The following is a 25,647-nucleotide window of genomic DNA, read 5'->3' on the forward strand; positions in this document are numbered from 1 at the left end:
AGTTTGTCTCGGAGTCTATTATGAGCCGCACCCCCGACACCTGGATTCTCACCGCTCATTGTCCGAGCGTGCTCGGTACCGTGGATGCGGTGACGCGTTTTCTGTTCGAGCAACGCTGCTATGTCACCGAGCACCATTCGTTCGACGACCGGCTGTCCTCGCGCTTCTTCATCCGTGTCGAGTTCCGCCAGCCGGAAGGTTTCGACGAGGCGGCGTTCCGCGCCGGAGTGGCCGAGCGTCTGGCGCCTTTCGGCATGCAGGTCGAGCTGACGCCGCCGGGGTATCGCGCCAAGGTGGTGCTGATGGTTTCCAAGGCCGATCACTGCCTGAACGATCTGCTCTATCGCCAACGCATCGGCCAGCTGGCCATGGATGTGGTGGCGGTGGTGTCCAACCATCCGGATCTGGAACCGCTGGCGAGCTGGCATGGCATTCCGTACCACCACTTCCCCCTCGACCCCAACGACAAGCCCGCGCAGGAACGCCGGGTGATGCAGGTGGTAGAGGAAACCGGTGCCGAGCTGGTGGTGCTCGCCCGTTACATGCAGGTGCTGTCCGCCGACCTGTGCCGCAAGCTGGACGGTCGGGCGATCAATATCCATCACTCGCTGCTGCCCGGTTTCAAGGGCGCCAAGCCCTACCACCAGGCGTACCAGAAAGGCGTCAAGCTGGTCGGCGCGACCGCTCACTATGTCAATGACCATCTCGACGAGGGGCCGATCATCGCCCAGGGCGTGGAGACGGTGGATCACGCCCACTACCCCGAGGACCTGATCGCCAAAGGCCGCGACATCGAGTGTCTGACTCTGGCGCGCGCAGTCGGTTACCACATCGACCGCCGCGTGTTTCTCAATGCCAACCGGACGGTGGTGCTCAACGCCTGAACGCAGTACCGCGACAGGCACCGCCGTAGCGATCAATGCAGGAAATCGGTGCGCATAGCGCACCTTAGGTTCATCGCCCTGCCAGGCTGTCCCGGCGGTGACCGGCAACAAAAGAGGCTCCAGTGCAAGGCCGCGCGACCGCCGGTCGCGCCTTGTGTCCACAACAAGAAGGAGAGTTACGCATGTCTGATAATCGTGGTGTGGTTTACCTCGGCGCGGGCAAGGTCGAAGTACAGAAGATCGACTACCCGAAAATGCAGGATCCGCGCGGCAAGAAGATCGAGCACGGGGTCATCCTGAAGGTCGTTTCCACCAACATCTGCGGCTCCGACCAGCACATGGTGCGCGGTCGTACCACCGCTCAGGTCGGCCTGGTTCTGGGCCATGAGATCACCGGCGAGGTGATCGAGAAGGGCCGCGACGTCGAGCGTCTGCAGATCGGTGATCTGGTTTCCGTGCCCTTCAACGTCGCCTGCGGTCGTTGCCGCAGTTGCAAGGAACAGCACACCGGCGTCTGCCTGACCGTCAACCCGGCGCGTGCCGGCGGTGCCTATGGCTACGTCGACATGGGCGACTGGACCGGCGGCCAGGCCGAATATGTGCTGGTGCCCTACGCCGACTTCAACCTGCTCAAACTGCCGGATCGCGACAAGGCCATGGAGAAGATCCGTGACCTGACCTGCCTGTCCGACATTCTGCCTACCGGCTATCACGGCGCCGTTACCGCTGGCGTTGGCCCGGGCTCCACCGTTTACGTCGCAGGTGCCGGCCCGGTCGGTCTGGCGGCTGCCGCCTCGGCCCGCCTGCTCGGCGCTGCCGTGGTCATCGTCGGTGACCTCAACCCGGCCCGTCTGGCGCATGCCAAGGCGCAGGGCTTCGAGATCGCCGACCTGTCGCTGGACACCCCGCTGCACGAGCAGATCGCCGCGCTGCTGGGCGAGCCGGAAGTGGATTGCGCCATCGACTGCGTGGGCTTCGAGGCCCGCGGTCATGGTCACGAAGGTGCCAAGCACGAGGCTCCGGCTACCGTGCTCAACTCGCTGATGCAGGTCACCCGTGTCGCCGGCAAGATCGGTATCCCCGGTCTGTACGTCACCGAAGACCCGGGTGCGGTGGATGCCGCTGCCAAGATCGGCAGCCTGAGCATTCGCTTCGGCCTCGGCTGGGCCAAGTCGCACAGCTTCCACACCGGCCAGACCCCGGTGATGAAGTACAACCGTGCACTGATGCAGGCCATCATGTGGGATCGCCTCAACATCGCGGAAATCGTTGGCGTACAGGTCATCAGCCTGGACGACGCACCGCGTGGCTACGGCGAGTTCGACGCAGGCGTGCCGAAGAAATTCGTCATCGACCCGCACAAGATGTTCAGCGCGGCGTGATGCCGAGCTGCGTGGCCCGGCGCTGTTGCGGGCCACGAGTTGCGTTGGCGGCGCGCTGCGCGCGTCGCAGATAGGTTTACGGCCAGGCGCATTGGTCCGCGCCTTCTTCTTAGGGAGCCTTCGGGCTCCCTTTTTTCCGCCCTGGCGTCAGGCCTCACTGCGCAGCTGTTCGATGCGCTTGTCCTTGGCCAGCCACAGGTCCGACACCCAGTCCTGTACCTGCAGGCGGAAAGCCGGGTCGTTTTCGTAATCGCCCTGATACAGCGCCGGATCGAGTTCGAGCGTCTGGATATCGATGATCACCTTCGGCACCTGGCCGCTGAGCAGCGCCCAGAAGCCCGGTACCTGCTTGCCGGGATATACCAGCGTCACGTCCAGCACCGCATCGATCTGCTCGCCCAGCGCAGCGAGTACGAACGCCACGCCGCCGGCCTTGGGTTTGAGCAGGTAGCGATAGGGGGATTGCTGTTGGGCCTGCTTGGCCGGGGTGAAGCGGGTGCCCTCCAGGTAGTTGACCACTGTCACCGGCAGGCGCTTGAACTTCTCGCAGGCGGCCTTGGTGATCTCCAGGTCCTTGCCTTTCATATGCGGGTTCTTCAATAGGAAGGCTTTGGAATAGCGCTTCATGAAGGGGTAGTCCAACGCCCAGAAGGCCAGGCCCAGGAAGGGGACCCAGATCAGTTGCTGCTTGAGGAAAAACTTGAAATAGGGCGTCTTGCGGTTGAATGCCTGCACCAACGCCGGGATGTCGACCCAGGACTGGTGGTTGCTGATCACCAGATAGGAGCGGTCGTTGCGCAGCTCGGCATTGCCGCGGATATCCCAGTGCGTCGGGGTGAGCAGCGCAAAGATGCGTTTGCAGTTCTCTGCCCAGAACTCTGCCACCCACATCACTCCCCGTGAGCAGGCATCACGCGCGGCCTGCCCCGGCAGTACGAACTTGGCCAGGGCGATCAGCAGCAGCGGTCCGATCAACAGCAGGGTATTGCTCAGCAGCAGGGCTATATTGAGTAGGCCGATCAGCAGGGGACGCATATCAACTCCTTGGCGGGCGCGGAGCAGCCATCATAAGCACCTGGAGAATTTGTCTCAAAATTGCGACTAGTGGCCTATGGCCATTTTCTGCGCAGACCTTATGCTGATCCATGTGACATGTAGGGAATGTTCGACGGCCTGAGGTGTCCGGCTCGAGCCCTCCCGCCAACCTGCTCTGGATTATCTCGATGTTGAAGCGCATTGCCGTAGCCGATCTGCGTATCGGCATGTACATCCAGGAGTTTTGCGGATCATGGATGGATCATCCATTCTGGAAGTCGAAATTTGTCCTCAATTCGCCGCAGGATCTGCAGCGCATTCAGGCCAGCAGCATCGGTGAACTGTGGATTGATGTCAGCAAGGGCCTGGATGTCGAGGCTGGCGCTCATGCCAGTAGTGTGGCCGAAGCCCAGCAGGAGGTTGAGGCCACCCTGATGGCGGCGGTGGAGCGTCGGCGCAACCCGCCGGCCGTTGCCATGGACGTCGAGCTGGAGCGCGCCGCCAAGCTCTGCGCCCGCTCCAAGCAGGCTGTGATGAGCATGTTCGGTGATGCGCGCATGGGCAAGGCGCTGGATTTCGGCCAGGCCGAGTCGCTGGTAGAGGAAATCTCCGAGTCGATTCTGCGCCATCCCAGCGCTCTGATCAGCCTGGCGCGGCTCAAGCATGCAGACGAATACACCTACATGCACTCGGTGGCGGTCTGTGCGTTGATGATCGCACTCGCGCGGCAACTTGGCCTGGGGGAGGGCGCGGTACGCGAGGCCGGCCTGGCCGGACTGCTGCATGATGTAGGCAAGATGGCCATCGATCAGGACGTGCTGAACAAGCCCGGCAAGCTCAGCGATGTCGAGTTCTCGGCGGTTCGCCGTCATCCCGAAGCCGGCGGTGAGATTCTCCGCGCCGGCAAGCAGGTCAGCGCTCTGGTACTGGATGTCTGTTTGCATCACCACGAAAAGGTCGACGGCAGCGGCTACCCGCATGGCCTGCAGGGCGACCAGATCAGTCTGTTCGCCAGGATGGGGGCGGTCTGCGACGTCTACGACGCCATCACCTCCAATCGTCCCTACAAGCCGGGCTGGGACCCGGCCGAGTCGATCCGCAAAATGGCCGAGTGGAAGGGGCACTTCGACGAGGCGGTATTCCAGGCCTTCGTCAAGACCGTAGGCATTTACCCGGTTGGCGCGTTGGTGCGTCTGGAAAGTGGTCGCCTGGCGGTCGTGCTGGAGCAGAATGCCAAGTCGCTGCTGGTGCCCAAGGTCAAGGCCTTCTTCCTGGCCAAGTCGAAAGTGCAGATTCCGCCGGTGGTGATCGACCTGAGCAAGCCGACCGCTCAGGATCGCATCGTCGGGCGCGAGTCAGCGGCGGCCTGGGGCTTCGAGAATCTGGACGAACTCTGGAGTGGTGTGCCACAGCAGCGAGCCCGGCGGTAACGCTTTGTCATGTTCGTCGGGGAACACAGCAGACTCTGGATAAGTCGGATAACGGGAATCCCATTGCTCAGGAGTGCCGACCTTGAAATACGCCCTGTTTCTGCTGGCCGCTGCAATCAGCCTGCCGACCATGGCCAATCAGCAACCCGACCTTTACGGCCGCTATGAGCTGATCAAGCTCCCTGCCCTCGGCCAGACGCTCAAGGCCAAGATGGATACCGGCGCCATGACCGCCTCGCTGTCGGCCAAGGACATCGAGCCGTTCAAGCGCGATGGCGAAGACTGGGTACGTTTCCGCCTGGCTGTCGAGGGCGCCGAAGATACGGTATACGAGCATCCGCTGGTGCGCATCGCCGAGATCAAGAAGCGCGCCGAGGAGAGCGATGCGGAGGTCCAGGAAGTCGCCTACTCGCAACGTCCGGTGATCGAGATGCCAATCTGCCTGGGTGAAGAGGAGCGCACCATCGAGGTCAACCTGACCGACCGCAGCACCTTCAGCTATCCGCTGCTGATCGGTGCCAGCGCCATGCGTGATCTTGGGGCAGCTGTGGACCCGGCGGAACGCTACACCCGCGATCGTCCGCAGTGCTGAGTTAACCGTCTTGGCTTGAGCGGTGCACCTTGCTCGTTGACGCCGCCCGATCGTCATCTGGCGGGGCTTGCCGGGCCTGATTCAGCAGGTTCAATCGCCTGCCAGGCCCTGAAGCCTTCTGCTGGCCAAGGTGCCGCGACTATGGCCTGTGCACATTGGCGGCGAGGGGCTGGCGCACAATACCGGACGATTCGGCCTCGCCTGGGCTGACCGCGGCGGCCAACTCTGCTAAAAACGGATAACAACGATAAGGAGCCGCCCGCATGAAAACCGTCGCAGAAGTGATTCGCAGTAAAGCCCATGCCTACGTTTACAGCGTCGACAGTGAGGACTCGCTGCTCGACGGTCTGCGTATCCTGGCCGAGAAGGGCATCGGCGCGCTGGTGGTGCTCTCCGGCGGGCGCCTGGTCGGCATCGTCAGCGAGCGCGACTACGTGCGCAAGGTGGCGCTGGCCGAGCGCTCTCTGCTCAACACCAAGATCAGCGAAATCATGACCAGCGAGGTGATCAGCGTCGGCCCCCGTGACAGCGTGCAGTACTGCATGGAGTTGATGACCGAGCGCCGCCTGCGTCACCTGCCGGTACTGGCCGAGGGCGAGTTGATCGGCCTGCTGTCCATCGGTGACCTGGTCAAGGAAACCATCGCCGAACAGGCCGACCTGATCCGTCAGCTGGAGCAATACATCCGCGGCGAGATTCCCTGAAAGGTAGCCCGGATGCAATCCGGGAAGTCCTGCCGTTCATTCCCCGGATTCCATCCGGGCTACGGGCGAGCGGCTAACCTTGTGGGAAGCGCTTTCGACTCTGGCATCCTGCTTCGTTCCACCTCCCGCATCCATGCAGTCGCAGCGGCGAATGTCGCCTAGGCAACCCGCCAATCTCCCCTGGTGGCTTGGTCCCGTCCTACGCGATAGCCCGCTTGACGCCCGCCGCGGCCCCCGGCAGTCTGCCGCCGTCGCCCCACAGGTGCAGGACGCCCGATGCCGCAGATACTCATAGTCGAAGACGAAGCCGCGATTGCCGATACGCTGGTCTATGCGCTGCAGGCCGAAGGCTTTGCCACCCATTGGTCGAGCCTCGGCGGCGAGGCACTGACGCTGCTGGAAAACGGCGCCTTCGATCTGGCCATCCTTGACGTCGGCCTGCCCGATATCAGCGGCTTTGAACTGTGCAAGCGTCTGCGCCGTTTCTCCGAGCTGCCGGTGATTTTCCTTACCGCGCGCAGCGAGGAAATCGACCGCGTGGTGGGTCTGGAAATCGGCGCCGACGACTATGTGGTCAAGCCTTTCAGCCCGCGTGAAGTCGCTGCTAGGGTCAAGGCCATCCTCAAGCGCGTCGCGCCGCGTGAAACGCCGCAGGCCTGCGTGCCGGGCGCCTTTCAGATCGACGATGGCGCCTTTCGCATTCACTACCAGGGCCAAGCGTTAAGCCTGACCCGCCACGAATATCGCCTGCTGCGCACCTTGCTCGGCCAGCCGCGTCGGGTCTATTCCCGCGAGCAACTGCTCGACGCCCTCGGGGTGGCCAGCGAGGCCGGCTACGAACGCAATATCGACAGCCATATCAAGAGTGTGCGCGCCAAACTGCGCGCCATCGCCCCGAGCGAAGAGCCGATCCAGACCCATCGCGGTCTGGGCTACAGCTACGAGCCGGAGCTCTGAATCATGCCATTGGGCGTACGCATCTTTCTGGTCTACTTCCTCTTCGTCGGCCTGGCCGGCTGGTTCGTGCTGAGCACGGTGATGGACGAGATTCGCCCCGGCGTGCGCCAGAGCACCGAAGAAACCCTGGTCGATACTGCCAACCTGCTGGCCGAGATACTGCGTGACGAGGTCAAGTCCGGCACCCTCGGCCAGGGCCGTCTGCACGAGGCGCTGGAGGCTTATGGCCGGCGCCAGCCGCAGGCGAGCATCTGGGGCGTGACCAAGGCCGAGGTCAACCACCGCATCTACGTTACCGACGCCCAGGGTATCGTCCTGCTCGACTCGACTGGTCTGGCGGTGGGCCAGGATTATTCGCGCTGGAATGACGTACTGCTGACCCTGCGCGGCCAGTATGGCGCGCGCTCGACCCGTGAAGACCCGGACGACCCGGATTCCTCGGTGATGTACGTGGCCGCACCGATCAGGGATGGCGAGCGCATCATCGGCGTGGTCTCGGTGGCCAAGCCCAACCGCACCCTGCTGCCCTATATCGAACGCTCGCAGAACCGCCTGAGCTGGCTCGGCGCCGGGCTGATCGGCCTTGGCCTGCTGATCGGCGCTGCGCTGTCCTGGTGGCTGAGCGCCGCCCTGGGCAAACTCACCCGCTACGCCCAGGCAGTCAGTGAGGGCCAGCGCGCCGAGGCGCCCAGGGTACGCGGTGGCGAACTCGCGCAACTGGCTCAGGCAGTCGAGCGCATGCGCACCGAGCTGGAAGGCAAGGCCTACGTAGAGCGCTACGTACACACCCTGACCCACGAACTGAAAAGCCCACTGGCGGCCATCCGTGGCGCCGCAGAGCTGCTCGACGGCGACATGCCCACCGAACAGCGCCAGCGCTTCGTGGCCAATATCCAGCAGGAAAGCGCACGCCTGCAGAACCTGATCGAACGCCTGTTGCACCTGGCCCAGGTGGAGCAACGCCAGGGTCTGGAAGAGCGCGTGGCGGTACCGCTGGCGCCGCTGGTGGAGGAACTGTTGCAGGCGCAGCAGGCGCGCATCACTGCTACCAATTTGCAGATCGAACACTTGCTGCCAGCCGGCCTCAGTCTGCGTGGCGAACGCTTTCTGCTACGCCAGGCGTTGGCCAATCTGCTGGACAACGCCCTCGACTTCACCCCACCCGGCGGACACATGCGCATCGCCGCCGAACGCCAGGGCGAGCGCATCGTGTTGCGCCTGTTCAATCAGGGCGAAGCCATCCCCGACTACGCCCTGGGGCGCCTGACCGAGCGCTTCTACTCGCTGCCGCGCCCCAATGGCGGGCGCAAGAGCACCGGGCTTGGCCTGAACTTCGTGCAGGAAGTGGCCGAGTTGCATGGCGGTGAATTGCAGATCGGTAATGTCGAAGGTGGTGTGGAAGTGCGCCTGACGTTACCCGTCTAGATTGCGCTGCGCATACCTGTAGGAGCGGCTTCAGCTGCGAAGCGCATCGAGCTGGGCAGGATGGGTAGAGCACCGCGAAACCCATGGCCTGTGGGTTCCCGGGTACCGCCTCGCTCAACCCAGGCTATGATTTTCGACCGCGATGATCGCGGCTGAAACGGAATGCCGCCCAGCCGACCCTACAGGTCGGGCTGCGGCTCGGGGGTGGGTGTTCTGTGCGGCAAGCGCAGCAACTCAACCTGCCACCAGGTTGGCAACAGGCGGCGCACTTCGGGGCGGGCGAAGCGGTCGTCGATCAGGTAGAGCACGCCTTGATCCTCCGGGGTGCGGATCACCCGGCCGGCGGCCTGCACGACCTTCTGCAGGCCGGGGTAGAGGTAGGTGTAGTCGTAGCCATTGCCGAACAGGCTGTCCATGCGTTGGCGGATTTCTTCGTTGATGGGGTTGAGCTGGGCCAGGCCGAGGGTGGCGACGAAGGCGCCGATCAGGCGTTCGCCAGGCAGGTCGACGCCCTCACCAAACACCCCGCCGAGCACGGCGAAGCCGATACCGCGTCCGCCGATCTGGAAGCGTTCGATAAAGCCCTGGCGCGCCGCTTCGTCCATCTGCCGCGACTGTGTCCACACCGGAATCTGCGGATGTTCGCGGCGCAGTTGCTGCAGCACCTGTTCCAGATATTGATAGCTGCTGAAGAAGGCCAGGTAGTTGCCCGGGCGTTCGGCGTACTGACGCGCCATCAGCTGACAGATCGGCGTTAGCGAGGCGTCGCGGTGCTGGTAGCGGGTGGACAGGTTGCGCACCACCTGCACGTGCAGTTGTTCGGCGCTGAACGGCGAGGCGACATCCAGGCACTGCGTCTCTTCCGGCAGGCCGAGCAGGTCGAGGTAGTAGTGGCTGGGGCTGAGGGTGGCGGAGAACAGCGTGGCGCTGTGGGCGTCCTCGAAGCGCGGGCCGAGGAAGGGCGCCGGCAGGATATTGCGGATGCACAGGGTCGAGTAGCTACGCCCGTTGCCAGCCTCGACGCGGCTGATATCGAACAGCGAGTGCGGGCCGAAGCTCTCTGCCAGACGGCAGAACAGCATGGCGTCCAGGTAGAAGCTGAGCAGCTCGCCGCCATTGCCTTCGGGCTGGTCGGTGAGCAGGTCGGTGATGGCGCTGACCGCCTTGCCCAGAGCGGCGAGTAGCAGGTCCGGCGCCAGCGGATAGACCTGATAGGGCACCTCTTGCTCGCGGTGCAGTTGATGCCAGTGGCGGTCGATCCGGTCCAGCACGCTTTTCAGGCGTTTCGGCGCGTCACGGCACATGGCCTTGAAACGCGCCTGATCCAACTCGGCGCTGTACATGCCGCGCCCGCGTTCCACCAGGTTGTGCGCCTCGTCCACCAGCAGGCAGACGCGCCACTGGTTGATCAGGGTGAGGCTGTGCAGCAGCGCGCCGAGGTCGAAGTAGTAGTTGTAGTCGCCCACCACCACGTCGCTCCAGCGGCACAGCTCCTGGCTCAGGTAATAGGGGCACACGCCGTGGGCGATGGCGATATTGCGCACGGCCTGCTGATCCAGCCAGCGTTCCTTGAGCGCCGCGCTGCGTGCAGCCGGCAGGCGGTCGTAGAAGCCCTTGGCGAGAGGGCAGGAGTCGCCATGGCAGGCCTTGCTCGGGTGTTCGCAGGCCTTGTCACGGGCCACATGTTCCAGCACGCGCAGCGGTGTATCCGGCTCGCGCAGGCGTTGCAGGGCATCCAGTGCCAGGCGCCGGCCGGGCGTCTTGGCGCTCAAGAAGAACAGGCGGTCGAGCTGCTGGCCAGGCATGGCCTTGAGCTGCGGGAACAGGGTGCCGAGGGTCTTGCCGATGCCGGTGGTGGCCTGCGCCAGCAGGTAGTGGCCATCACGCGCGGCGCGGTACACCGCTTCGGCCAGTTGCCGTTGACCATGACGGAATTCGCCGTAGGGGAAGCTGAGGTTTTCCAGCGCCTGGTTGCGCGCCTGCTGGTGCGCCTGTTCCTGCCGCGCCCAGTCGATATAGCGGCGGCAGTGCAGGGCGAAGAACTCACCCAGCGATTCGGCGCTGTGGCGCTCGCGGAATACCGTTTCCTGCTGGGTGATGACGTTGAAGTAGACCACCGCCAGATCCAGCTCCTCGAAGCCCAGTTCCTGGCACAGCAGCCAGCCGTAGACCTTGACCTGCGCCCAGTGCAGCAGGCGATGGTTGGCCGGGATGCGCGAGATGTCGCCGCGATGGGTCTTGATCTCTTCCAGCAGACGAAACTCGGGGTCGAAGCCATCGGCGCGGCCGCTGACCGTCAGCCCCTCGAACTCGCCGATCAGCGGCAGCTCGGAAACGTAATCCGGGCCGCGCCGGGCGACCACGGTGGCGTGCCCGGCCATACCTTCGGCGGCGGTGGGCGAGGGGGTGAAGCGCAGGTCGAGGTCACCCTCCTTGGCGGTGAACTCGCACAGTTCGCGTACGGCGACGCGCAGGCTCAATCGTCCCACTCCACGTAACAGACGCTGACCGGCATGCCGTGCTCGGCACAGAAGGCCAGCCAGCGTTTCTGGTTGTTCTGCAGGCGGTCGCCGGGGCCTTTCACTTCGATCATCCGGTAGCGCGCCTCACTGGGCCAGAACTGGATCAGGTCGGGCATGCCCGCGCGGTTCTCGCGGATGTCTGCGAGCAGGCGGCGGAACCAGGCACTCAGGTGCGCGGGCGGCAGGCAGGCCAGTGCCTGTTCCAGGCGCTCGGCGTCGAGCAGATCCCAGAATACGAACGGCGACTGGATGCCGAACTTCTCGGCGTGGGTGCGGCGCATGGCCTCTACGTAACTGCCATCATCCAGACGCGCCAGGCAGGCGGCGAACAGTTCGCTGCGCCGTGCGTGGAAGTCGGCGCGGTGCAGATCCACCGGGCCGGCGTGGAAGGGGTGGAAGAAGGCGCCGGGCAGCGGAGCGAAGATCGCCTCCCAGCAGAGCAGGCCGAACAGCCCGCAGATCAGCGTGTTTTCCACGTAATGCACGGGGGCATCGGGTTCGGCCAGGTGCATGGCCACGGCCAGTTCGACGCTGGCGGCGCGCGGCAGACGCAGGTCGAGGCGATCCTCATCGAGCTTCGCCGCCCTGGCCGCTGGCGCCAGGCCGAGGCGTTTGCGCAGGCGCGTCCGTGCCCGTTCGGCCAGTTGCGCTTCTTCGGCGTTGAGCGGCGCTTTGAGCACCTGCTCGGCCATGCTCAGCGCTTCGGTATCCCGGCCCAGGCGCTCCAGCACGCGGATCTGCCTTTGCCGCGAGCCCACCGCGCGGGTGTCGCGGTACAGCGTCAGCGCCGATTCCAGTTCACCGGTGCGCTCCAGATGCTGCGCCAGTTGCAGCAGCAGGCGCTGGTGGCGCTCGGCGATATGTGGGCTGTCGCTGGCGAAGTCGCCGAGCAGCTGCAGCACCTCGGTGACCGCCATGCCAGCCTCGAAGGCCTCGCGGCAGGCGCGCAAATGCAGGTAGTCATCCACGTCCTGACGGTTGCGGAAACCGCGCGAACCCGGCGTGATCGGCACCTGTTCGTAGCGGAAGATACCAAGGTCGGCGAGCACGAACTCCGACCAGTCCTGCGCCAGGTTGCCGAAGAACATCAGGCGCAGGCGGTCGCACAGCGGCGCGATGGCCAGGCTCAGCAGGCGCTCCTGCAGATTCGGACACCAGTCGGCCAGGCTGCGCGGTTCGACATGCAGTTCGCGCAGGTGGTCGAGCAGGTCGCTTTTTTTCAGTGGTCCGCGTGGCAGATCGGCGGCGAAATGTGTGGCCAGTTCATCCTTGAGCAGCAAAGCGCCCAGCTCGTCGAAGCTCAGAGCCGCACAGCCGATCAGCCAGCCCAGCACCAGCAGCGGTGCAGCTGCACTCTCGATTTCGCCGATCTCCGCATAGCGCAGCTTGCTGACACGAAAGTGCACGCCCTTGCGCATCACCAGGCGCACCAGCAGCGCCTGGGCGGGCAATGGCAGCTGGAGAAAATCCACGACGAAGGCGCGCTCGGCATCGTCCATCAGGTCGCGGTGATGGACGTCGAGCCAGTCGAGGGCCTTGCGGAAGTTGGCCAGGTAATAGAGTTCGGGAGCGTCGAGGGCGAGCATGCTGCGAAGTTTCACTGGTTTTTTATACAGATTCCAGTGCCTTTCGCCCGCGCAGCTGCCGAGCAGACGGAAGGCGAGGATGACGCCGCGGGGGCGTTTCTGATGTCTATGTGGCTGATCGATAAGCGCTTTTTTAGTTATCGATGACGTCGATGGTCACTATCCCGAGATGTGCCTTTTGCCATTCCGGGGCGTGCGTAACATGACAACCGTAGCCAGTTGCTCACCCCCTCTTCAGGAGAACGACCATGAAAAAGCAAATCCTCGCCAGCCTCGTTATTGCTACTCTGTCTGCCAGTGTATTTGCCCTGCCGCAGATTTCCGCGCAACAGTCCGCCGCACCGGTCGTGGCCGAAGATGGTGCTGACCGCGTAGGCATCAATCGTGTCGCCGAAGGCGGTGCCGAGCGTACTCTGGAGCGTTTCCGCGTGGCCGAAGATGGCGCCGATCGCGTTGGTTCGAACCGCGTAGCCGAAGGTGGTGCCGATCGCGTTGGTCCGAATCGGGTAGCCGAAGGTGGCGCCGATCGCGTAGGCCTGAACCGCGTAGCCGAAGGTGGTGCAGACCGCGTAGGCCTGAACCGCGTAGCCGAAGGTGGCGCAGACCGCGTAGGCCTGAACCGTGTAGCCGAAGGTGGCGCTGATCGCGTTGGTCCGAACCGCGTAGCTGAAGGTGGTGCAGACCGCGTAGGCCTGAACCGTGTAGCCGAAGATGGTGCCGACCGCGTAGGTGCCAGCCGTATCAGCTGATCCGGATATCCATCACGCGGGAGCAGTCTCATGCCGCATTGCAGTTAGAAAGGGCGCCCCGAATCGGCGCCCTTTCTGTTTCATGCATTCTCCACACAATCTCCACGCTCGCCCCATACGCCTCCCACCACCCCTGCCCAGACTCTGCCGTACCTTCACTCGCTACAGAGAGCCGTACCATGAGCCGTTCCCTGGGCTTCAAGCTGGGCGCCATCGCCCTGCTGATTCTGCTGCTGATGATTCCCCTGCTGATGATCGATGGCCTGGTCGACGAGCGACAGGGCCTACGCCATGAGGTGCTGCAGGACATTGCCCGCAGTTCCAGCTACCGCCAGCAGATCACCGGGCCGATCCTGGTGCTGCCCTACATCAAGACCACGCACGAGTGGAAAACCAACGAGAAGACCGGCGAGCGCTATAGCGAGGAGCGTCAGCGCCGCGGCCGCCTGTATTTCCTGCCGGAGCGCTTCGTGCTCGAAGGGCAGGTTGGCACCGAGCTGCGAGCGCGCGGCATCTACGAAGCGCGCCTGTACCGCAGCGACAGCCAGGTCAGCGGTCAATTTCGTCTACCGGCACGCCTCGGACTGGGCGACGACCTGGGTTTCTACCGCTTCGATAAGCCCTTCCTCTCGGTCGGCATCAGCGATATCCGCGGTATCAGCAACGACCTGCAACTGCGCCTGAACGGTCAGACCTTGAGCTTCGCACCGGGCAGCGGCGACGATAATTTCGGCGCCGGCGTGCATGCACCGCTCCCGGCTCTGGATGCGCAGGGTGGACAGACGCTCGAGTTCGCCTTTGATCTGAAACTGCAGGGCACCGAGCAGCTCTCGATCGTGCCGGTCGGGCGCGATAGCCGGGTCAAGCTGCACTCCGACTGGCCGCATCCGAGCTTCGTCGGCGAATACCTGCCGAGCAGTCGTGAGATCAGCGCTGCGGGTTTCACGGCCGAGTGGCAGACCAGCTTCTTCGCCACCAATCTGGAGGAGGCTTTGCGTGACTGCGTGGGCAGCGAGCGTTGCCAGGGGCTGTTCGGCCGCAACTTCGGGGTGAGTTTCGTCGACCCGGTCGACCAGTACCTGAAGACCGACCGCGCGATCAAGTATGCGCTGCTGTTCATCGCTCTGACCTTCGCCACCTTCTTCCTCTTCGAGGTCCTCAAGCGCCTGGCCGTACACCCGGTGCAATACGCCCTGGTCGGCCTGTCGCTGGCGCTGTTCTACCTGCTGCTGTTGTCGCTCTCCGAACATCTGGACTTCGCCCTGGCCTACGGTCTGTCCGCCAGCGCCTGCTTAGCTCTGATCGGGTTCTACGTCAGTTTCGTGCTGCATAGCTGGCGGCGCGGGCTGGGCTTCGGCAGCCTGCTGGCAGCGTTGTACGCGATGCTCTACGGCCTGCTCAACGCCGAGGACTACGCCCTGCTGATGGGCTCGCTGCTGGTGTTCGGCGTGCTCGGCAGCGTGATGGTGCTGACCCGCAAACTGGACTGGTACGGCGTCGGCCGCAGCGCTGCGCAATCCTGAATCTGTTCGGCGGTCAATGCAGGCCGCGCCCTTTTATCGAAGGTGATCCCCATGCGTCTTCTCATGCAATTTTCCGCCTGCCTTGGGCTCGGTCTGGTGGTGGCGGTGATGATCCTCATCGGCCTTATGTTCTGTGGCTGGTTCAATCTGATCGACGGCCTGCTGCTGACCGGCAAGCCGCTGGCCAGCCTGAGCCTGATGGTGCTGCCGGAGGGTTTCTGGAGCGCGCTGACCGGTATTCAGGACGCGGCGCAAAACAGCACGTTGCGTTCCTTCCTGTCGCTGTGCGCGGCATTGGGCCAGGTCGGCCTGCTGCTGGCGCTGGGCTTCATGCGCCTGTGGTATCGGGCATGAGCGGGCATATCGGTTTGCGCGAGGATGCGCGTGCCGGGCATCTGCTGGCGCTGCGCATCGCCTGGCTGTTTCGCGATGGCCGTCATGGGCAGCAGGTGAGCAGCCGCGTAGACTCGCGGCTCGTCGAACGGGAGGGCTTCAAGGATGAACAAGAGACTGAGCATCGCCCTGGGTGGTTTGCTGCTGGCGGGCCTGGCGCAGGCCGATGATTGCCGGCAGCAACTGCCGAGCTGGGTCGAGATGGCCCACCCGGGCCATGCGGCCGGCCAGGCGCCGGACGACGAGCGTGGGCACTACCGGGTGGATGCCGAGCGCAGCATCTGCAAGGTCTGGCCGGCACGGCCTCACCTGACTCTGCTTGCGATGCCGCTGGTGCGCGCCGAACACGATGGCTACGGGGAAACGGACCTGGAATTGCTGGTGTTCGATAGCGCCAGGCAGCGTTTCCTGGCGCGCCTGGTCGAGCCCAATCGACTGGATTGGGATGCGGTTTTTATCGAGGATTTGAGGTTCGATACCGCGCCTTATCGCCTGCGCGCAGACGATATTGCATTCGGTGTGCGGATATCGCGGCGCGGCAGTTCGCGGCCCAATCCGTTCTATGAAACCCGGCTCGATCTTTACCTGCTGGACACCGATAGCCTGCGCCCATTGTTGAGCGAGTTACCGGTGAGAACGGCTGGAGGCGAGTGGGATACCAACTGCAGCGGAGCATTCAGCGAAACCAAGGGCGTGGTCATCATCACCGACCGGGCTGGGCACGACGGGTATCGCGATCTGCTGCTGAAGAACACGCGTGTCGAGCGGCGTATGGCGCTGATCGACGGCGAATGCCGGACCGTCGAGGAAAACTTCCATCGCTACCAGTTGCCCATCGAGTACGGTGATGACCGCTACTTGCTGCCGATCGAGCTGGTATCCGATCCGCTCTGAAAGCACGTAGCCCGGATGCAATCCGGGAACGGCATGGCAGGCCATCCCCGGATTGCATCCGGGCTACGAAGTGGCAGGGCAGGTGAACCGCGTTCACCTGGCGCTTGGTTTTACAGGCTGACGGAAATCCCCGCCTGCAGCGTGCGCGGCTCGCCCGGGTAGGCCCAGACGTTCCAGGCGCGCTCTTCATAGTGCTTGTCGAACACGTTGTTCAGGTTGAGGTTCAGGCGCACGTTCTCGGTCAGCGGGTAGTAGGCCAGCAGGTCGACCACGCTATAGCCGTCCATGTCGAAGGTGTTGTTGCTGGTCTGGCCCTGACGTTCGCTGACGTATTTCACACCCACGCCCAGGCCCAGACCGGCCAGTGCGCCGCTGTCGAACTCGTAGGTGTCGAGCAGGTTGAAGCTGTGCCGTGGCACGTTGGCCAGGCGTGAGCCCACCGGCATGGTGGCGCTGGTGCTTTCGGTGACTTCGGCGTCGACATAGGCATAGCCGCCGATCACCCGCCATTGCGGAGTGATGTTGCCGGCCAGGTTGATATCGAAGCCGCGGCTGCGCACTTCGCCGGCGGCGATGCTGCGCGTGGTATCCAGCGGGTCGCTGGTCAGCACGTTTTCCTTGACGATATGGAACGCCGCCGCGGTCAGGCTCAGGTCGCGGTCGGCCATGTCGTACTTGATGCCGACTTCATGAGCGATGCCTTCTTCCGGATCGAAGGCATTGCCCAGGCGATCCGCGCCCCGATTGGGTTTGAACGAGCGCGAAGTGTTGGCGAATACCGCCAGCTCGTCGGTGAGGTCGTAGATCAGGCCGAAGCGCGGCGAGACTGCGTTGTGCGCCTGATCCCAGTTGCCATTGCGGTTGAGCTTGTTCACATAACTCTGCTCGAAGCGCTCGATACGCGCGCCTACCTGGGCCTTGAGGCGCTCGGTCAGGGCGATCTGGTCCTGCAGGTAGAAGGCGTAGGACTTCAGCGTCTCTGCGTCGTGAGTTGTCGGAGGCGAGACTAACCCGGGTAGCGGCTGGCCGTGTACCGGGTTGTACAGGTCGATGGGGTAAGCGTTGCCGCCCGGCGAACGGATGATCAGCGAGTTGTAGTTGAACTTGTCGTACTCCACACCCACCAGCAGAGTATGGGCGAAGCCGCCGAGGTCGAAGTTGCCTTCGGCATTGGCCTGCGCGTTGACGTCGTTCCAGTTCAGCCAGCGCTCGTTGTAGTTGCGTCCGATGGTCGTGGAGCCTGCAGGCAAGCCGGTGTAGGCGTTGCTGTTGTTCTCCACGGCGCCGCCGGAAAGCTCGCCGTCGAGGTACTGCACGCCGCCGCGCAGGGTCCAGCTGTCGTTGAGCAGGTGTTCGATGCGCAGCTGCGTAGTGGCGTTGGCGTTGGTCAGCTTGCCGGCGGATTCTTCGCCGAGGAAGCGGTCGCGCGGCAGCTTGCCGTTCTGGTTGGAGTAGCGGGTGACGCCACGGTCGAGCGGGTGGCGGTTGTGCAGGTAGTCGCCTTCGAGGGTGACGGCGGTGGTCTCGTTGAGTTGCCAACGCAGCACCGGGGCGACGTTGTAGCGCTCGCTCTCGACGTCATCGCGGAAGCTGTCGCCGCCTTCGGCCACCAGGTTCAGGCGGTAGGTGAAGGCAGCCTGTTCGTCCAGCGCGCCGGTGGTGTCCAGTGTGCCGCGGCGCAGGCCTTCGCTGTTGACCTGGCTGCCCAGCACCGTGCGGCGTTCGGCCTGCGGCTGCTTGCTGACGATGTTGAAGGTGCCGCCTGGATCGCTGCGGCCGTAGAGCATGGCCGCCGGCCCGCGCAGCACTTCGATGCGCTCGATGGTGCTGGCGTCGGGCATGTTCGGGTAGCCACGGTTGACGGCGAAACCGTTGCGGTAGAACTCCTGGCTGTTGAAGCCGCGAATCAGAAATTCGGTCAGACCCTGGCCACCGAAATTGTTGCCGCGCTCCACGCCGCCGGCGTAATCCAGCGCATCTTCCAGGCGCACCGCGCCGATGTCCTGCACCACCTGCGCCGGCACCACGCTGATCGACTGCGGAATCTCGTGAATCGGCGTATCGGTACGGGTGGCACTGGCCGAGCGGCTGGCCCGGTAGCCATCCACCGGGCCGTCGGCCCGCTCGCTGGGGGCGGTGATCTGCATTTCTTCCAGTGCCAGCGGCGTGTCGTTGTCAGTGCTGGCGAAGGCGGTGTGACCGGCAAGAGCGGGTAGGGCGAGAAGCGGTACGACCAGGCGTCGCATGATGTGAATCCTTGGGGCGTCGGGTAGGTGAGGGCCCAGGATTCTAGTGTTTTAGAGAATCACTATCAAATGTGTTTTTGTCTTATTCATAGCCTTGGAAGGCGCCGTTTTTCTTCTACAGTTTCCAGCGTTTCCGACAATTGTCCGAAACGTTGCGCTGCAGCTAATACCAATGTCTATCTGTCGGTCCTGGCTGGCCTGCTGCTAGCTTGAAGCTGCATCAGAATAACAATAACCGGAGGCGTCTATGACTTCTGAACAAGCAAATGCCGCGGCCTACTGGAAGGCCAACGTGCGGCTCATCACCTGGAGCCTGATTGTCTGGGCGCTGGTTTCCTACGGATTCGCCATGATTCTGCGCCCGATGGTCGCGGGAATCTCGGTTGGCGGTTCCGACCTCGGATTCTGGTTCGCACAGCAAGGCTCAATCCTCTTCTTCATCGGGCTCATTTTTCACTACGCGTGGAGACTGAACAAACTCGATAAAGAATTTGGCGTCGAGGAGTAAGTGGTCATGAGCCAATTCGTTATCAACATGTTGTTCGTGGGGGCGTCCTTCGCGCTCTACATCGGCATCGCCATCTGGGCACGTGCCGGCTCCACCAAGGAGTTCTACGTCGCTGGCGGTGGTGTGCATCCGGTCACCAACGGTATGGCGACTGCCGCTGACTGGATGTCTGCTGCATCCTTCATCTCCATGGCGGGCCTGATTGCCGCCGGCGGTTATGCCAACTCCACCTTCCTCATGGGCTGGACCGGCGGCTACGTGCTGCTGGCGATGCTGCTGGCACCCTACCTGCGCAAGTTCGGCAAGTTCACCGTGCCGGATTTCATCGGTGATCGTTTCTACAGTCGTGGCGCGCGCCTGACTGCAGTGATCTGCCTGGTGATCATCTCCGTGACCTACGTGATCGGTCAGATGGCCGGTGCCGGCGTTGCCTTCTCGCGCTTCCTCGAGGTGAGCAACTCCACCGGTATCTGGATCGCTGCGGCCGTGGTGTTCGCCTACGCCGTGTTCGGCGGCATGAAGGGCATCACCTACACCCAGGTCGCTCAGTACGTGGTACTGATCGTGGCCTACACCATCCCGGCCATCTTCATCTCCCTGCAGCTGACCGGTAACCCGATCCCGCCGCTGGGCCTGTTCGGTGACCACGTCGAATCCGGCGTGCCGCTGCTGCAGAAACTCGATGAAGTGGTGCGTGACCTGGGCTTCGCTGCCTACACCGCGGACGTCGACAACAAGCTGAACATGGTGCTGTTCACCATGTCGCTGATGATCGGTACTGCCGGTCTGCCGCACGTGATCATTCGCTTCTTCACCGTGCCGCGCGTGGCCGATGCCCGCTGGTCCGCTGGTTGGACGCTGATCTTCATCGCCCTGCTGTATCTCACCGCGCCGGCCGTTGCCTCCATGGCGCGTCTGAACCTGGTGACCACCATTTATCCGGAAGGCGCCTCGGCCCCGGCCCTGTCCTACGAAGAGCGTCCTGAGTGGGTCAGGACCTGGGAGCAGACCGGCCTGATCAAATGGGAAGACAAGAACGGCGACGGCCGCATCCAGATGTACAACGATGCTGCACCGGCCTTCACTGCGACCGCTCAGGAGCGTGGCTGGAACGGTAACGAGCTGACCGTGAACAACGACATCCTGGTTCTGGCCAACCCGGAGATCGCCAACCTGCCCGGCTGGGTCGTCGGTCTGATCGCGGCGGGCGCCATCGCGGCGGCCTTGTCGACGGCTGCGGGCTTGTTGCTGGCGATCTCTTCGGCGATCAGTCATGACCTGATCAAGACCTTGATCAATCCGAAAATCAGCGAGAAGGGGGAAATGCGCGCAGCGCGGATCTCCATGGCCTGTGCGATCCTGCTGGCGACCTATCTGGGCCTGAATCCACCCGGGTTCGCCGCGCAGGTGGTGGCGCTGGCCTTCGGTATCGCCGCGGCAACCCTGTTCCCGGTACTGATGATGGGCATCTTCTCCAAGCGCATGAACGACAAGGGCGCGATCTGCGGTATGGTCGCCGGCCTGGTGGTGACGCTGCTGTACATCTTCACCTACCTGGGCTGGTTCTTCATTCCGGAAACCAACATGCTGCCCAATACCCCGGATCAGTGGTTCATGGGTATCTCCCCGGCTTCCTTCGGCTCCGTCGGCGCCCTGATCAACTTCGCCGTGGCCTACGGCGTATCGATGGTCACCGCCGAGCCGCCACAGGAAATCCAGGACCTGGTGGAAAGCGTGCGTACCCCCAAAGGTGCTGGTGCCGCTCTGAACCACTGAGCATAATCCTCGCCCGACGCCATCTGTCGATGGTCCAGGGTCTGACAGACGGGCCTCCACTGGAGGCCCTTCTTTTTTCGGGAACAGTCATATGTTGTGGACTTTGCTTGCCATCGTGGTGGCGGGGCTCGGCGCTGCCGGTATCGCTCTGCTGCTGCGCAAACTGACGCGCAACAAGCTGCCGAAGTGGATCGTGCCACTGTTCGGTGGCCTGGGAATGCTGAGTTATCAGGTGTTCTACGAGTACTCCTGGTTCGAGCATCAGCAGGCGCGTCAGCCCGCCGAGTCGGTCGTCGTTGCGACTGAAGCGGGTCATGTGTTCTGGCGCCCGTGGAGCTACTTCGTGCCGATGGTCACCGCGTTCACCGTGCTCGACAGCAAGAATGTCGTGCGCAAGCAGGTGGCGGACGCGCAAGTGGCCGAGTTCATGCTCTATCGCTTCGAGAAGCAGCACATCGATCACGTGTCGCATCAGGCGCATCTGCTCAACTGCACGACCGCCGAGCTGTTGCCGCTGGATGAGAAACAGCAGCCTCTGTTGGCGCAGCTCAAGCGTATCGACAAGGAAGATGCGCTTTATCGACTGACCTGCCAGTAACCGTCTGGACTTCAACCTGCCTTGCCGGCCCTTCGGCAAGGCGCGTGTTCCTCGCTTTTTAAGCGCCGATAGACCCAGGTCAATATTCGCGCCTGCCACCTGCATAGAATCGCCAGCCCCTGATTTTTCGAGCTTGCGGTCATGCCCCGTTTTCCCGAACTGCTGTCGCCTGCCGGCACCCTGAAGAACATGCGCTACGCCTTCGCCTATGGCGCCGATGCGGTGTATGCCGGGCAGCCGCGTTACAGCCTGCGCGTGCGCAACAACGAGTTCGACCATGCCAACCTCGCGCTCGGCATCGATGAGGCGCACGCGCAGGGCAAGCAGTTCTACGTGGTGGTCAACATCGCCCCGCACAACGCCAAGCTCAGGACCTTCCTCAAGGACCTGGCGCCGGTGATCGAGATGCGTCCCGATGCGCTGATCATGTCCGACCCCGGCCTGATCATGCTGGTGCGTCAGCACTACCCGCAGATGCCGATCCACCTGTCGGTGCAGGCCAATGCGGTGAACTGGGCCAGCGTCGAGTTCTGGCGCCAGCAGGGGCTGACGCGGGTGATCCTGTCGCGCGAGCTGTCGCTGGAGGAAATCGAGGAGATCAGCAGCGAGGTGCCGGGCATGGAGCTGGAAGTGTTCGTCCATGGCGCCCTGTGCATGGCCTATTCCGGGCGTTGCCTGCTGTCGGGTTACATCAATCGCCGCGATCCCAACCAGGGTACCTGCACCAACGCCTGTCGCTGGCAGTACCAGGCCACGCCTGCGAGCGAAAACGAACTGGGCGAGATCGTTCGTGTGGTCGAGCCGACTCTGGGCCAGGGCGCGCCGACCACCCAGGCATTCGTGCTGCAGGAGGCGGGGCGGCCGGACGATGAAATGACCGCCTTCGAAGACGAGCACGGCACCTACATCATGAACTCCAAGGACCTGCGTGCGGTGCAGCACGTCGAGCGCCTGGTGCGCATGGGCGTGCATTCGCTGAAGATCGAAGGGCGCACCAAGAGCCATTTCTACGTGGCGCGCACCGCGCAGGTCTACCGCCGCGCCATCGACGATGCGCTGGCCGGCAAGCCGTTCGACCCGAGCCTGCTGGGCAGCCTGGAGTCACTGGCGCATCGGGGTTACACCGAGGGCTTCCTGCGCCGCCATGTACATGACGAATACCAGAACTACGAGCGCGGCAGCTCGCTGTCGGAGCGTCAGCAGTTCGTCGGTGAGCTGACCGGCGAGCGCCGTGGCGAGCTGGCCGAGGTGCGGGTGAAGAACCGTTTCGCCGTGGGCGACGGCCTGGAGTTGATGACGCCGCAGGGCAACCTGCGTTTCGGCCTGGAGCACCTGCAGAACGCTCAAGGGCAGGCGCAGCAGGTGGCGCCTGGCGATGGCCACGTCCTGTATCTGCCGCTGCCGGCGGATGTGCAACTGGAATACGGGCTGCTGATGTGCGATCTCTAGGTTTTCGTAGGGTGGACGAAAAGAGCGATGCGCAGCCGCGGCAACCACAAAACCGTAGGAGGGGCTTTAGCCGCGATAAACGCTTGCCGCTGAAGCGCCTCCCACCTGAACAGTATGTGCGGTTGGAGGAAGCGCCAGCCACGGATGCACAGCCTGCCGCGACCTCGAACCCGTAGGAGCGGCTTTAGCCGCGATGTCTGCCGCGCCGCTGTGCATCTGTAGGAGCCGCTTGCAGGCGATGCGCGGTGGGCTGCTACATCGCGTGCTGGCGCCGGCGCCGGCTGGCCAATTGACGCTCCAGCTCGCAAAGACTGTCGATGCCCTGGCGGCGCGCCTTGCTGAACAGCATCAGCGCCAGCTCGGCGGTGACCAGTGCGTCGGCGCTGGCGTTGTGACGTTGGTGCACCTGCAGACCGAATTCGGCGACCCACTCGTCCAGTCCACCCTGACGGATGCGTGACTGCGGGCACAGCAGCGGCGCGATTTCGGCGACGTCGAAGAAATTGTGCTGCAGGCGATAGCCCAGATGCTGCTTGAGCGAGCGGGCCAGCATGCGCTGGTCGAAACCCGCGTGGAAGGCCAGCAGCGGGCTGCTGCCGACGAACTCCATGAAGTCCAGCAGCGCCTCGGCGGGATCGACGCCGCGGGCCACTTCACTGGGGGCGATGCCGTGAATCAGGGTGCTGGCGCTGGCCTGATGATCGGGCTGGTGCAGCGTGCATTCGAACTGTTCGGCGAAGTCGATGGCGCCGTTGTCGATCACCACCGCGCCGATGGCCAGCACCTGATCACGGCGCATGTTCAAACCGGTGGTTTCCAGATCGAGCACGACGAAACGCTGCTGATGCAGTGGGCGCTCGTCGAAGGGCGCCGGCGCGCTCAGCTCGTTGCGGCGCTGCAGCTGCTGCTGGGTCAGGGCCGGACCGCGACCGGTGAACCAGGTGAACTTGCTCATAGCTGATACCTCATGGCCAGGCTGCTCTGCAGGCGCTGCGCCTGGCGGAACGACTCGCGCAGAATACGCCGGTCCAGGTGGTTGAGGTGGTCGGGGTCGACCCGATTGGAGTAGGGCAGCTCGTCGCGTGCCTGCAACTGGTGCTGCTGCATGCGCGTCTGCTGAATGAAGTGGTAGGCCTCTTCATAAGCGGCGCCGTCCAGCGCATCGATCACGCCCTTGGCGATCAGCGCGCGCAAGCGCTCCAGGGTGCCGACCGCGCCGATGCCATTGGCCAGCGCGAGCAGGCGCGCCCCGTCGACGAAAGGCGTCAGGCCCTGTACCTTGAGGTCGAGGGTATCCTTGTCGGCGCCGGAACGTGCCACCACGAAATCACGGAAGCGCCCGACCGGTGGTCGCTGGCGCAGGGCGTTCTCGGCCAGCATCTTCTGGAACAGGCTGTTGCTGGCGACGCGGCCGAGCAGCTCGTTGCGCAGCTGCTCGCAGCCTTCGTCCGGGCCCCAGATGGTGCGCAGGTCGAAGTAGATCGACGAGCGCAGCAGGTTCTCCGGCGTGGCTTCGAGCACGAAGCCGGCGAAGCGCCGTGACCATTCCTGGCGCGACAGGCACAGTTCGGGATTGCCGGCCATGATGTTGCCCTTGCACAGCGTGAAACCGCACTGTGCCAGGCGCTGGTTGATCTCGCGCGCGATGGGTAGCAGGCGCTCGCGAATGGCCGCGGCCTCGGCGGCATCGCTGGCCTCGAAGAGGATGCCGTTGTCCTGGTCGGTGTGCAGGGTCTGTTCGCGGCGGCCTTCGCTGCCGAAGCACAGCCAGGTGAAGGGGATCCCGGGATCGCCCATGTCCTCGAGGGTCAGCTCGATCACCCGGCATACGGTGTGGTCGTTGAGCAGGGTGACGATATGGGTGATCTGCGTCGAGCTGGCGCCGTGGGCGAGCATGCGATCGACCAGCAGGCGGATGTCGCTGCGCAGCCCGGCCAGCGTCTCGACCTTGCCGGCGTGGCGAATGGTGCGCGCCAGGTGCACCAGATCGACGCGCTGCAGGCTGAACAGATCGCGCTCGGAAATCACCCCGCAGAGTTTCTCGTGCTCCACCAGGCAGACGTGGGCGATATGCCGCTCGGTCATGGCGATGGCGGCATCGAAGGCGCTGGCATCCGGCGCCAGATGGAAGGGGTTGGGCGTCATCAGCTTGTCGATCGGCTGGGCCAGGTCGACACCGTCGGCGACCACCCGGCGCAGGTCGCGCAGGGTGAAGATGCCCAGCGGTTTGTCGGCCGGGTCGAGCACCACGATGCTGCCCACGTGCTGTTCATGCATCAGTCGTACGGCATCGCGCAGCGGCGTGTCGGGCGCGCAGCCGATGGGTTGGCGCATGGCCAGTTCGCCCAGGCGGGTGTCCAGCGAATACTGTGCGCCGAGGGTTTCCACTGCGCGCAGCTGCACCTGCTGGTTGACCTGATCGAGCAGGCTGCTGACCCCGCGCAGGGCGAAGTCGCGCAGCGGGTTGGAAACGGCGAACAGCTTGACGAAGGCGTGCTTGGCCAGCAGCAGGCAGAAGGTGTCTTCGGCGGCCAGGTGTTCGGTGCGCGTGGCACGCTCGCCGATCAGCGCGGCCAGAGGGAAGCATTCGCCGGCGGTGATCTCGAAGGTGGTCTCGGTGCCGCGCCTCGCGCTGTGTGGGCGCTCACCGTGCACGCGCCCCTGCTTGACGATGTAGAAGTGTTCGACCGGGCCATCGCTGGGCTTGATGATCGAGTCGCCCTCGGCATAGAAACGCAGCTGGCAGTGCTCGACCAGAAACGCCAGGTGAGCGGTGTCCATCTGGTTGAAAGGCGGGAACTTGTGCAGGAACTCCATGGTGCCGTGGATGTTCTGCAGCACCGCAGTTTTGCCCGCATCGGCCATCGCGTCGGCCTTGCTCATGGGCGTGCGCCTCGCAGTTTCGGGATGGTGTCAGTGTGGCTCTCGGCCACGCTGTTGCCCATTGCACCTAAGTAGGGTGCCGGGGCGCGGTTCTTGACGAAATTTTGACGT

21 protein-coding genes are annotated in these 25,647 nt (G+C 63.8%); 15 read left to right on the forward strand and 6 right to left on the reverse strand.

The window, feature by feature from the left end; all coding sequences use genetic code 11:
• Positions 1-20: 20 nt before the first annotated feature.
• Together purU and fdhA are read left to right on the forward strand one after the other, a co-directional pair.
• Entirely contained in the window at positions 21-884 is an 864-nt protein-coding gene (gene purU / locus DXK50_RS15850) for a formyltetrahydrofolate deformylase (RefSeq protein WP_212630973.1), read from the forward strand.
• A 182-nt stretch (positions 885-1,066) separates the two neighbouring features.
• Positions 1,067-2,266 carry a formaldehyde dehydrogenase, glutathione-independent gene (gene fdhA, locus DXK50_RS15855; RefSeq protein WP_012019956.1) on the forward strand — a complete coding sequence of 400 codons (1,200 nt, stop codon included), beginning with the start codon at positions 1,067-1,069 and terminating at the stop codon, positions 2,264-2,266.
• Between the two features lie 147 nt (positions 2,267-2,413).
• On the opposite strand, the gene DXK50_RS15860 is transcribed toward fdhA, so the two are convergent.
• Positions 2,414-3,301 (reverse strand): acyltransferase, encoded by an 888-nt coding sequence (locus tag DXK50_RS15860; RefSeq protein ID WP_161866037.1) that lies wholly within the window; start codon positions 3,299-3,301, stop codon positions 2,414-2,416.
• Between the two features lie 188 nt (positions 3,302-3,489).
• Here DXK50_RS15860 and DXK50_RS15865 point away from each other — a divergent pair, with 188 nt between their 5' ends.
• From DXK50_RS15865 to creC, 5 genes are all read left to right on the forward strand, one after another.
• On the forward strand, positions 3,490-4,731 hold the full coding sequence (locus tag DXK50_RS15865) for an HD-GYP domain-containing protein (protein WP_161866036.1): 1,242 nt from the start codon (positions 3,490-3,492) through the stop codon (positions 4,729-4,731).
• Between the two features lie 82 nt (positions 4,732-4,813).
• Complete coding sequence (rloA2, locus tag DXK50_RS15870) at positions 4,814-5,323, forward strand: retropepsin-like aspartic peptidase RloA2 (RefSeq protein ID WP_161866035.1); 510 nt, start codon at positions 4,814-4,816, stop codon at positions 5,321-5,323.
• Between the two features lie 263 nt (positions 5,324-5,586).
• Positions 5,587-6,027 (forward strand): CBS domain-containing protein, encoded by a 441-nt coding sequence (locus DXK50_RS15875; protein WP_161866034.1) that lies wholly within the window; start codon positions 5,587-5,589, stop codon positions 6,025-6,027.
• A gap of 276 nt (positions 6,028-6,303) precedes the next feature.
• Positions 6,304-6,984, forward strand: a complete 681-nt coding sequence (creB, locus tag DXK50_RS15880) for a two-component system response regulator CreB (RefSeq protein WP_212630974.1) — start codon at positions 6,304-6,306, stop codon at positions 6,982-6,984.
• Positions 6,985-6,987: 3 nt separating this feature from the next.
• Positions 6,988-8,409, forward strand: coding sequence for a two-component system sensor histidine kinase CreC (creC, locus tag DXK50_RS15885; RefSeq protein WP_212630975.1), 1,422 nt, complete (start codon positions 6,988-6,990; stop codon positions 8,407-8,409).
• Between the two features lie 179 nt (positions 8,410-8,588).
• Here creC and DXK50_RS15890 read toward each other — a convergent pair whose 3' ends face one another.
• Complete coding sequence (locus tag DXK50_RS15890; protein ID WP_212630976.1) at positions 8,589-10,889, reverse strand: ATP-dependent DNA helicase; 2,301 nt, start codon at positions 10,887-10,889, stop codon at positions 8,589-8,591.
• Positions 10,886-12,517, reverse strand: coding sequence for a VRR-NUC domain-containing protein (locus tag DXK50_RS15895; protein ID WP_212630977.1), 1,632 nt, complete (start codon positions 12,515-12,517; stop codon positions 10,886-10,888). Before DXK50_RS15895 ends, DXK50_RS15890 begins: the two co-directional genes overlap by 4 nt.
• Before the next feature lie 248 nt (positions 12,518-12,765).
• Here DXK50_RS15895 and DXK50_RS15900 point away from each other — a divergent pair, with 248 nt between their 5' ends.
• The 4 genes from DXK50_RS15900 to DXK50_RS15915 all read left to right on the forward strand — a co-directional run bounded on the left by DXK50_RS15900 (position 12,766) and on the right by DXK50_RS15915 (position 16,076).
• Positions 12,766-13,266 carry a phage infection protein gene (locus tag DXK50_RS15900; RefSeq protein ID WP_212630978.1) on the forward strand — a complete coding sequence of 167 codons (501 nt, stop codon included), beginning with the start codon at positions 12,766-12,768 and terminating at the stop codon, positions 13,264-13,266.
• A gap of 179 nt (positions 13,267-13,445) precedes the next feature.
• Positions 13,446-14,789: a cell envelope integrity protein CreD gene (gene creD / locus DXK50_RS15905; protein WP_212630979.1), complete on the forward strand. Its 1,344-nt coding sequence runs from the start codon at positions 13,446-13,448 to the stop codon at positions 14,787-14,789.
• Positions 14,790-14,840: 51 nt separating this feature from the next.
• Complete coding sequence (locus DXK50_RS15910; RefSeq protein ID WP_059392316.1) at positions 14,841-15,143, forward strand: hypothetical protein; 303 nt, start codon at positions 14,841-14,843, stop codon at positions 15,141-15,143.
• A gap of 144 nt (positions 15,144-15,287) precedes the next feature.
• The gene (locus DXK50_RS15915; protein ID WP_212630980.1) at positions 15,288-16,076 is read left to right on the forward strand and encodes a PA3715 family protein; all 789 of its coding nucleotides are present in this window, start codon (positions 15,288-15,290) and stop codon (positions 16,074-16,076) included.
• Between the two features lie 110 nt (positions 16,077-16,186).
• On the opposite strand, the gene DXK50_RS15920 is transcribed toward DXK50_RS15915, so the two are convergent.
• Positions 16,187-18,322, reverse strand: coding sequence for a TonB-dependent siderophore receptor (locus DXK50_RS15920; RefSeq protein WP_212630981.1), 2,136 nt, complete (start codon positions 18,320-18,322; stop codon positions 16,187-16,189).
• A gap of 247 nt (positions 18,323-18,569) precedes the next feature.
• Here DXK50_RS15920 and DXK50_RS15925 point away from each other — a divergent pair, with 247 nt between their 5' ends.
• The 4 genes from DXK50_RS15925 to trhP all read left to right on the forward strand — a co-directional run bounded on the left by DXK50_RS15925 (position 18,570) and on the right by trhP (position 22,653).
• Positions 18,570-18,830 carry a DUF4212 domain-containing protein gene (locus tag DXK50_RS15925; protein WP_037003603.1) on the forward strand — a complete coding sequence of 87 codons (261 nt, stop codon included), beginning with the start codon at positions 18,570-18,572 and terminating at the stop codon, positions 18,828-18,830.
• A gap of 6 nt (positions 18,831-18,836) precedes the next feature.
• A complete protein-coding gene (locus tag DXK50_RS15930; RefSeq protein ID WP_161866022.1) occupies positions 18,837-20,606 on the forward strand; it encodes a sodium:solute symporter family protein in 1,770 nt (589 codons plus the stop codon).
• 91 nt (positions 20,607-20,697) lie between these two features.
• Entirely contained in the window at positions 20,698-21,204 is a 507-nt protein-coding gene (locus DXK50_RS15935; RefSeq protein WP_212630982.1) for a hypothetical protein, read from the forward strand.
• Between the two features lie 141 nt (positions 21,205-21,345).
• Entirely contained in the window at positions 21,346-22,653 is a 1,308-nt protein-coding gene (gene trhP, locus DXK50_RS15940) for a prephenate-dependent tRNA uridine(34) hydroxylase TrhP (RefSeq protein WP_212630983.1), read from the forward strand.
• 253 nt (positions 22,654-22,906) lie between these two features.
• Here the strand turns inward: trhP and DXK50_RS15945 are convergent, their stop codons facing one another.
• Complete coding sequence (locus tag DXK50_RS15945; protein WP_212630984.1) at positions 22,907-23,608, reverse strand: 3'-5' exonuclease; 702 nt, start codon at positions 23,606-23,608, stop codon at positions 22,907-22,909.
• Positions 23,605-25,536: a putative nucleotidyltransferase substrate binding domain-containing protein gene (locus tag DXK50_RS15950; RefSeq protein WP_212630985.1), complete on the reverse strand. Its 1,932-nt coding sequence runs from the start codon at positions 25,534-25,536 to the stop codon at positions 23,605-23,607. Before DXK50_RS15950 ends, DXK50_RS15945 begins: the two co-directional genes overlap by 4 nt.
• Positions 25,537-25,647: the final 111 nt, after the last annotated feature.

Source organism: Pseudomonas sp. KB-10, from assembly GCF_018221585.1.
In the GTDB taxonomy this organism is placed as follows: domain Bacteria; phylum Pseudomonadota; class Gammaproteobacteria; order Pseudomonadales; family Pseudomonadaceae; genus Aquipseudomonas; species Aquipseudomonas yangonensis.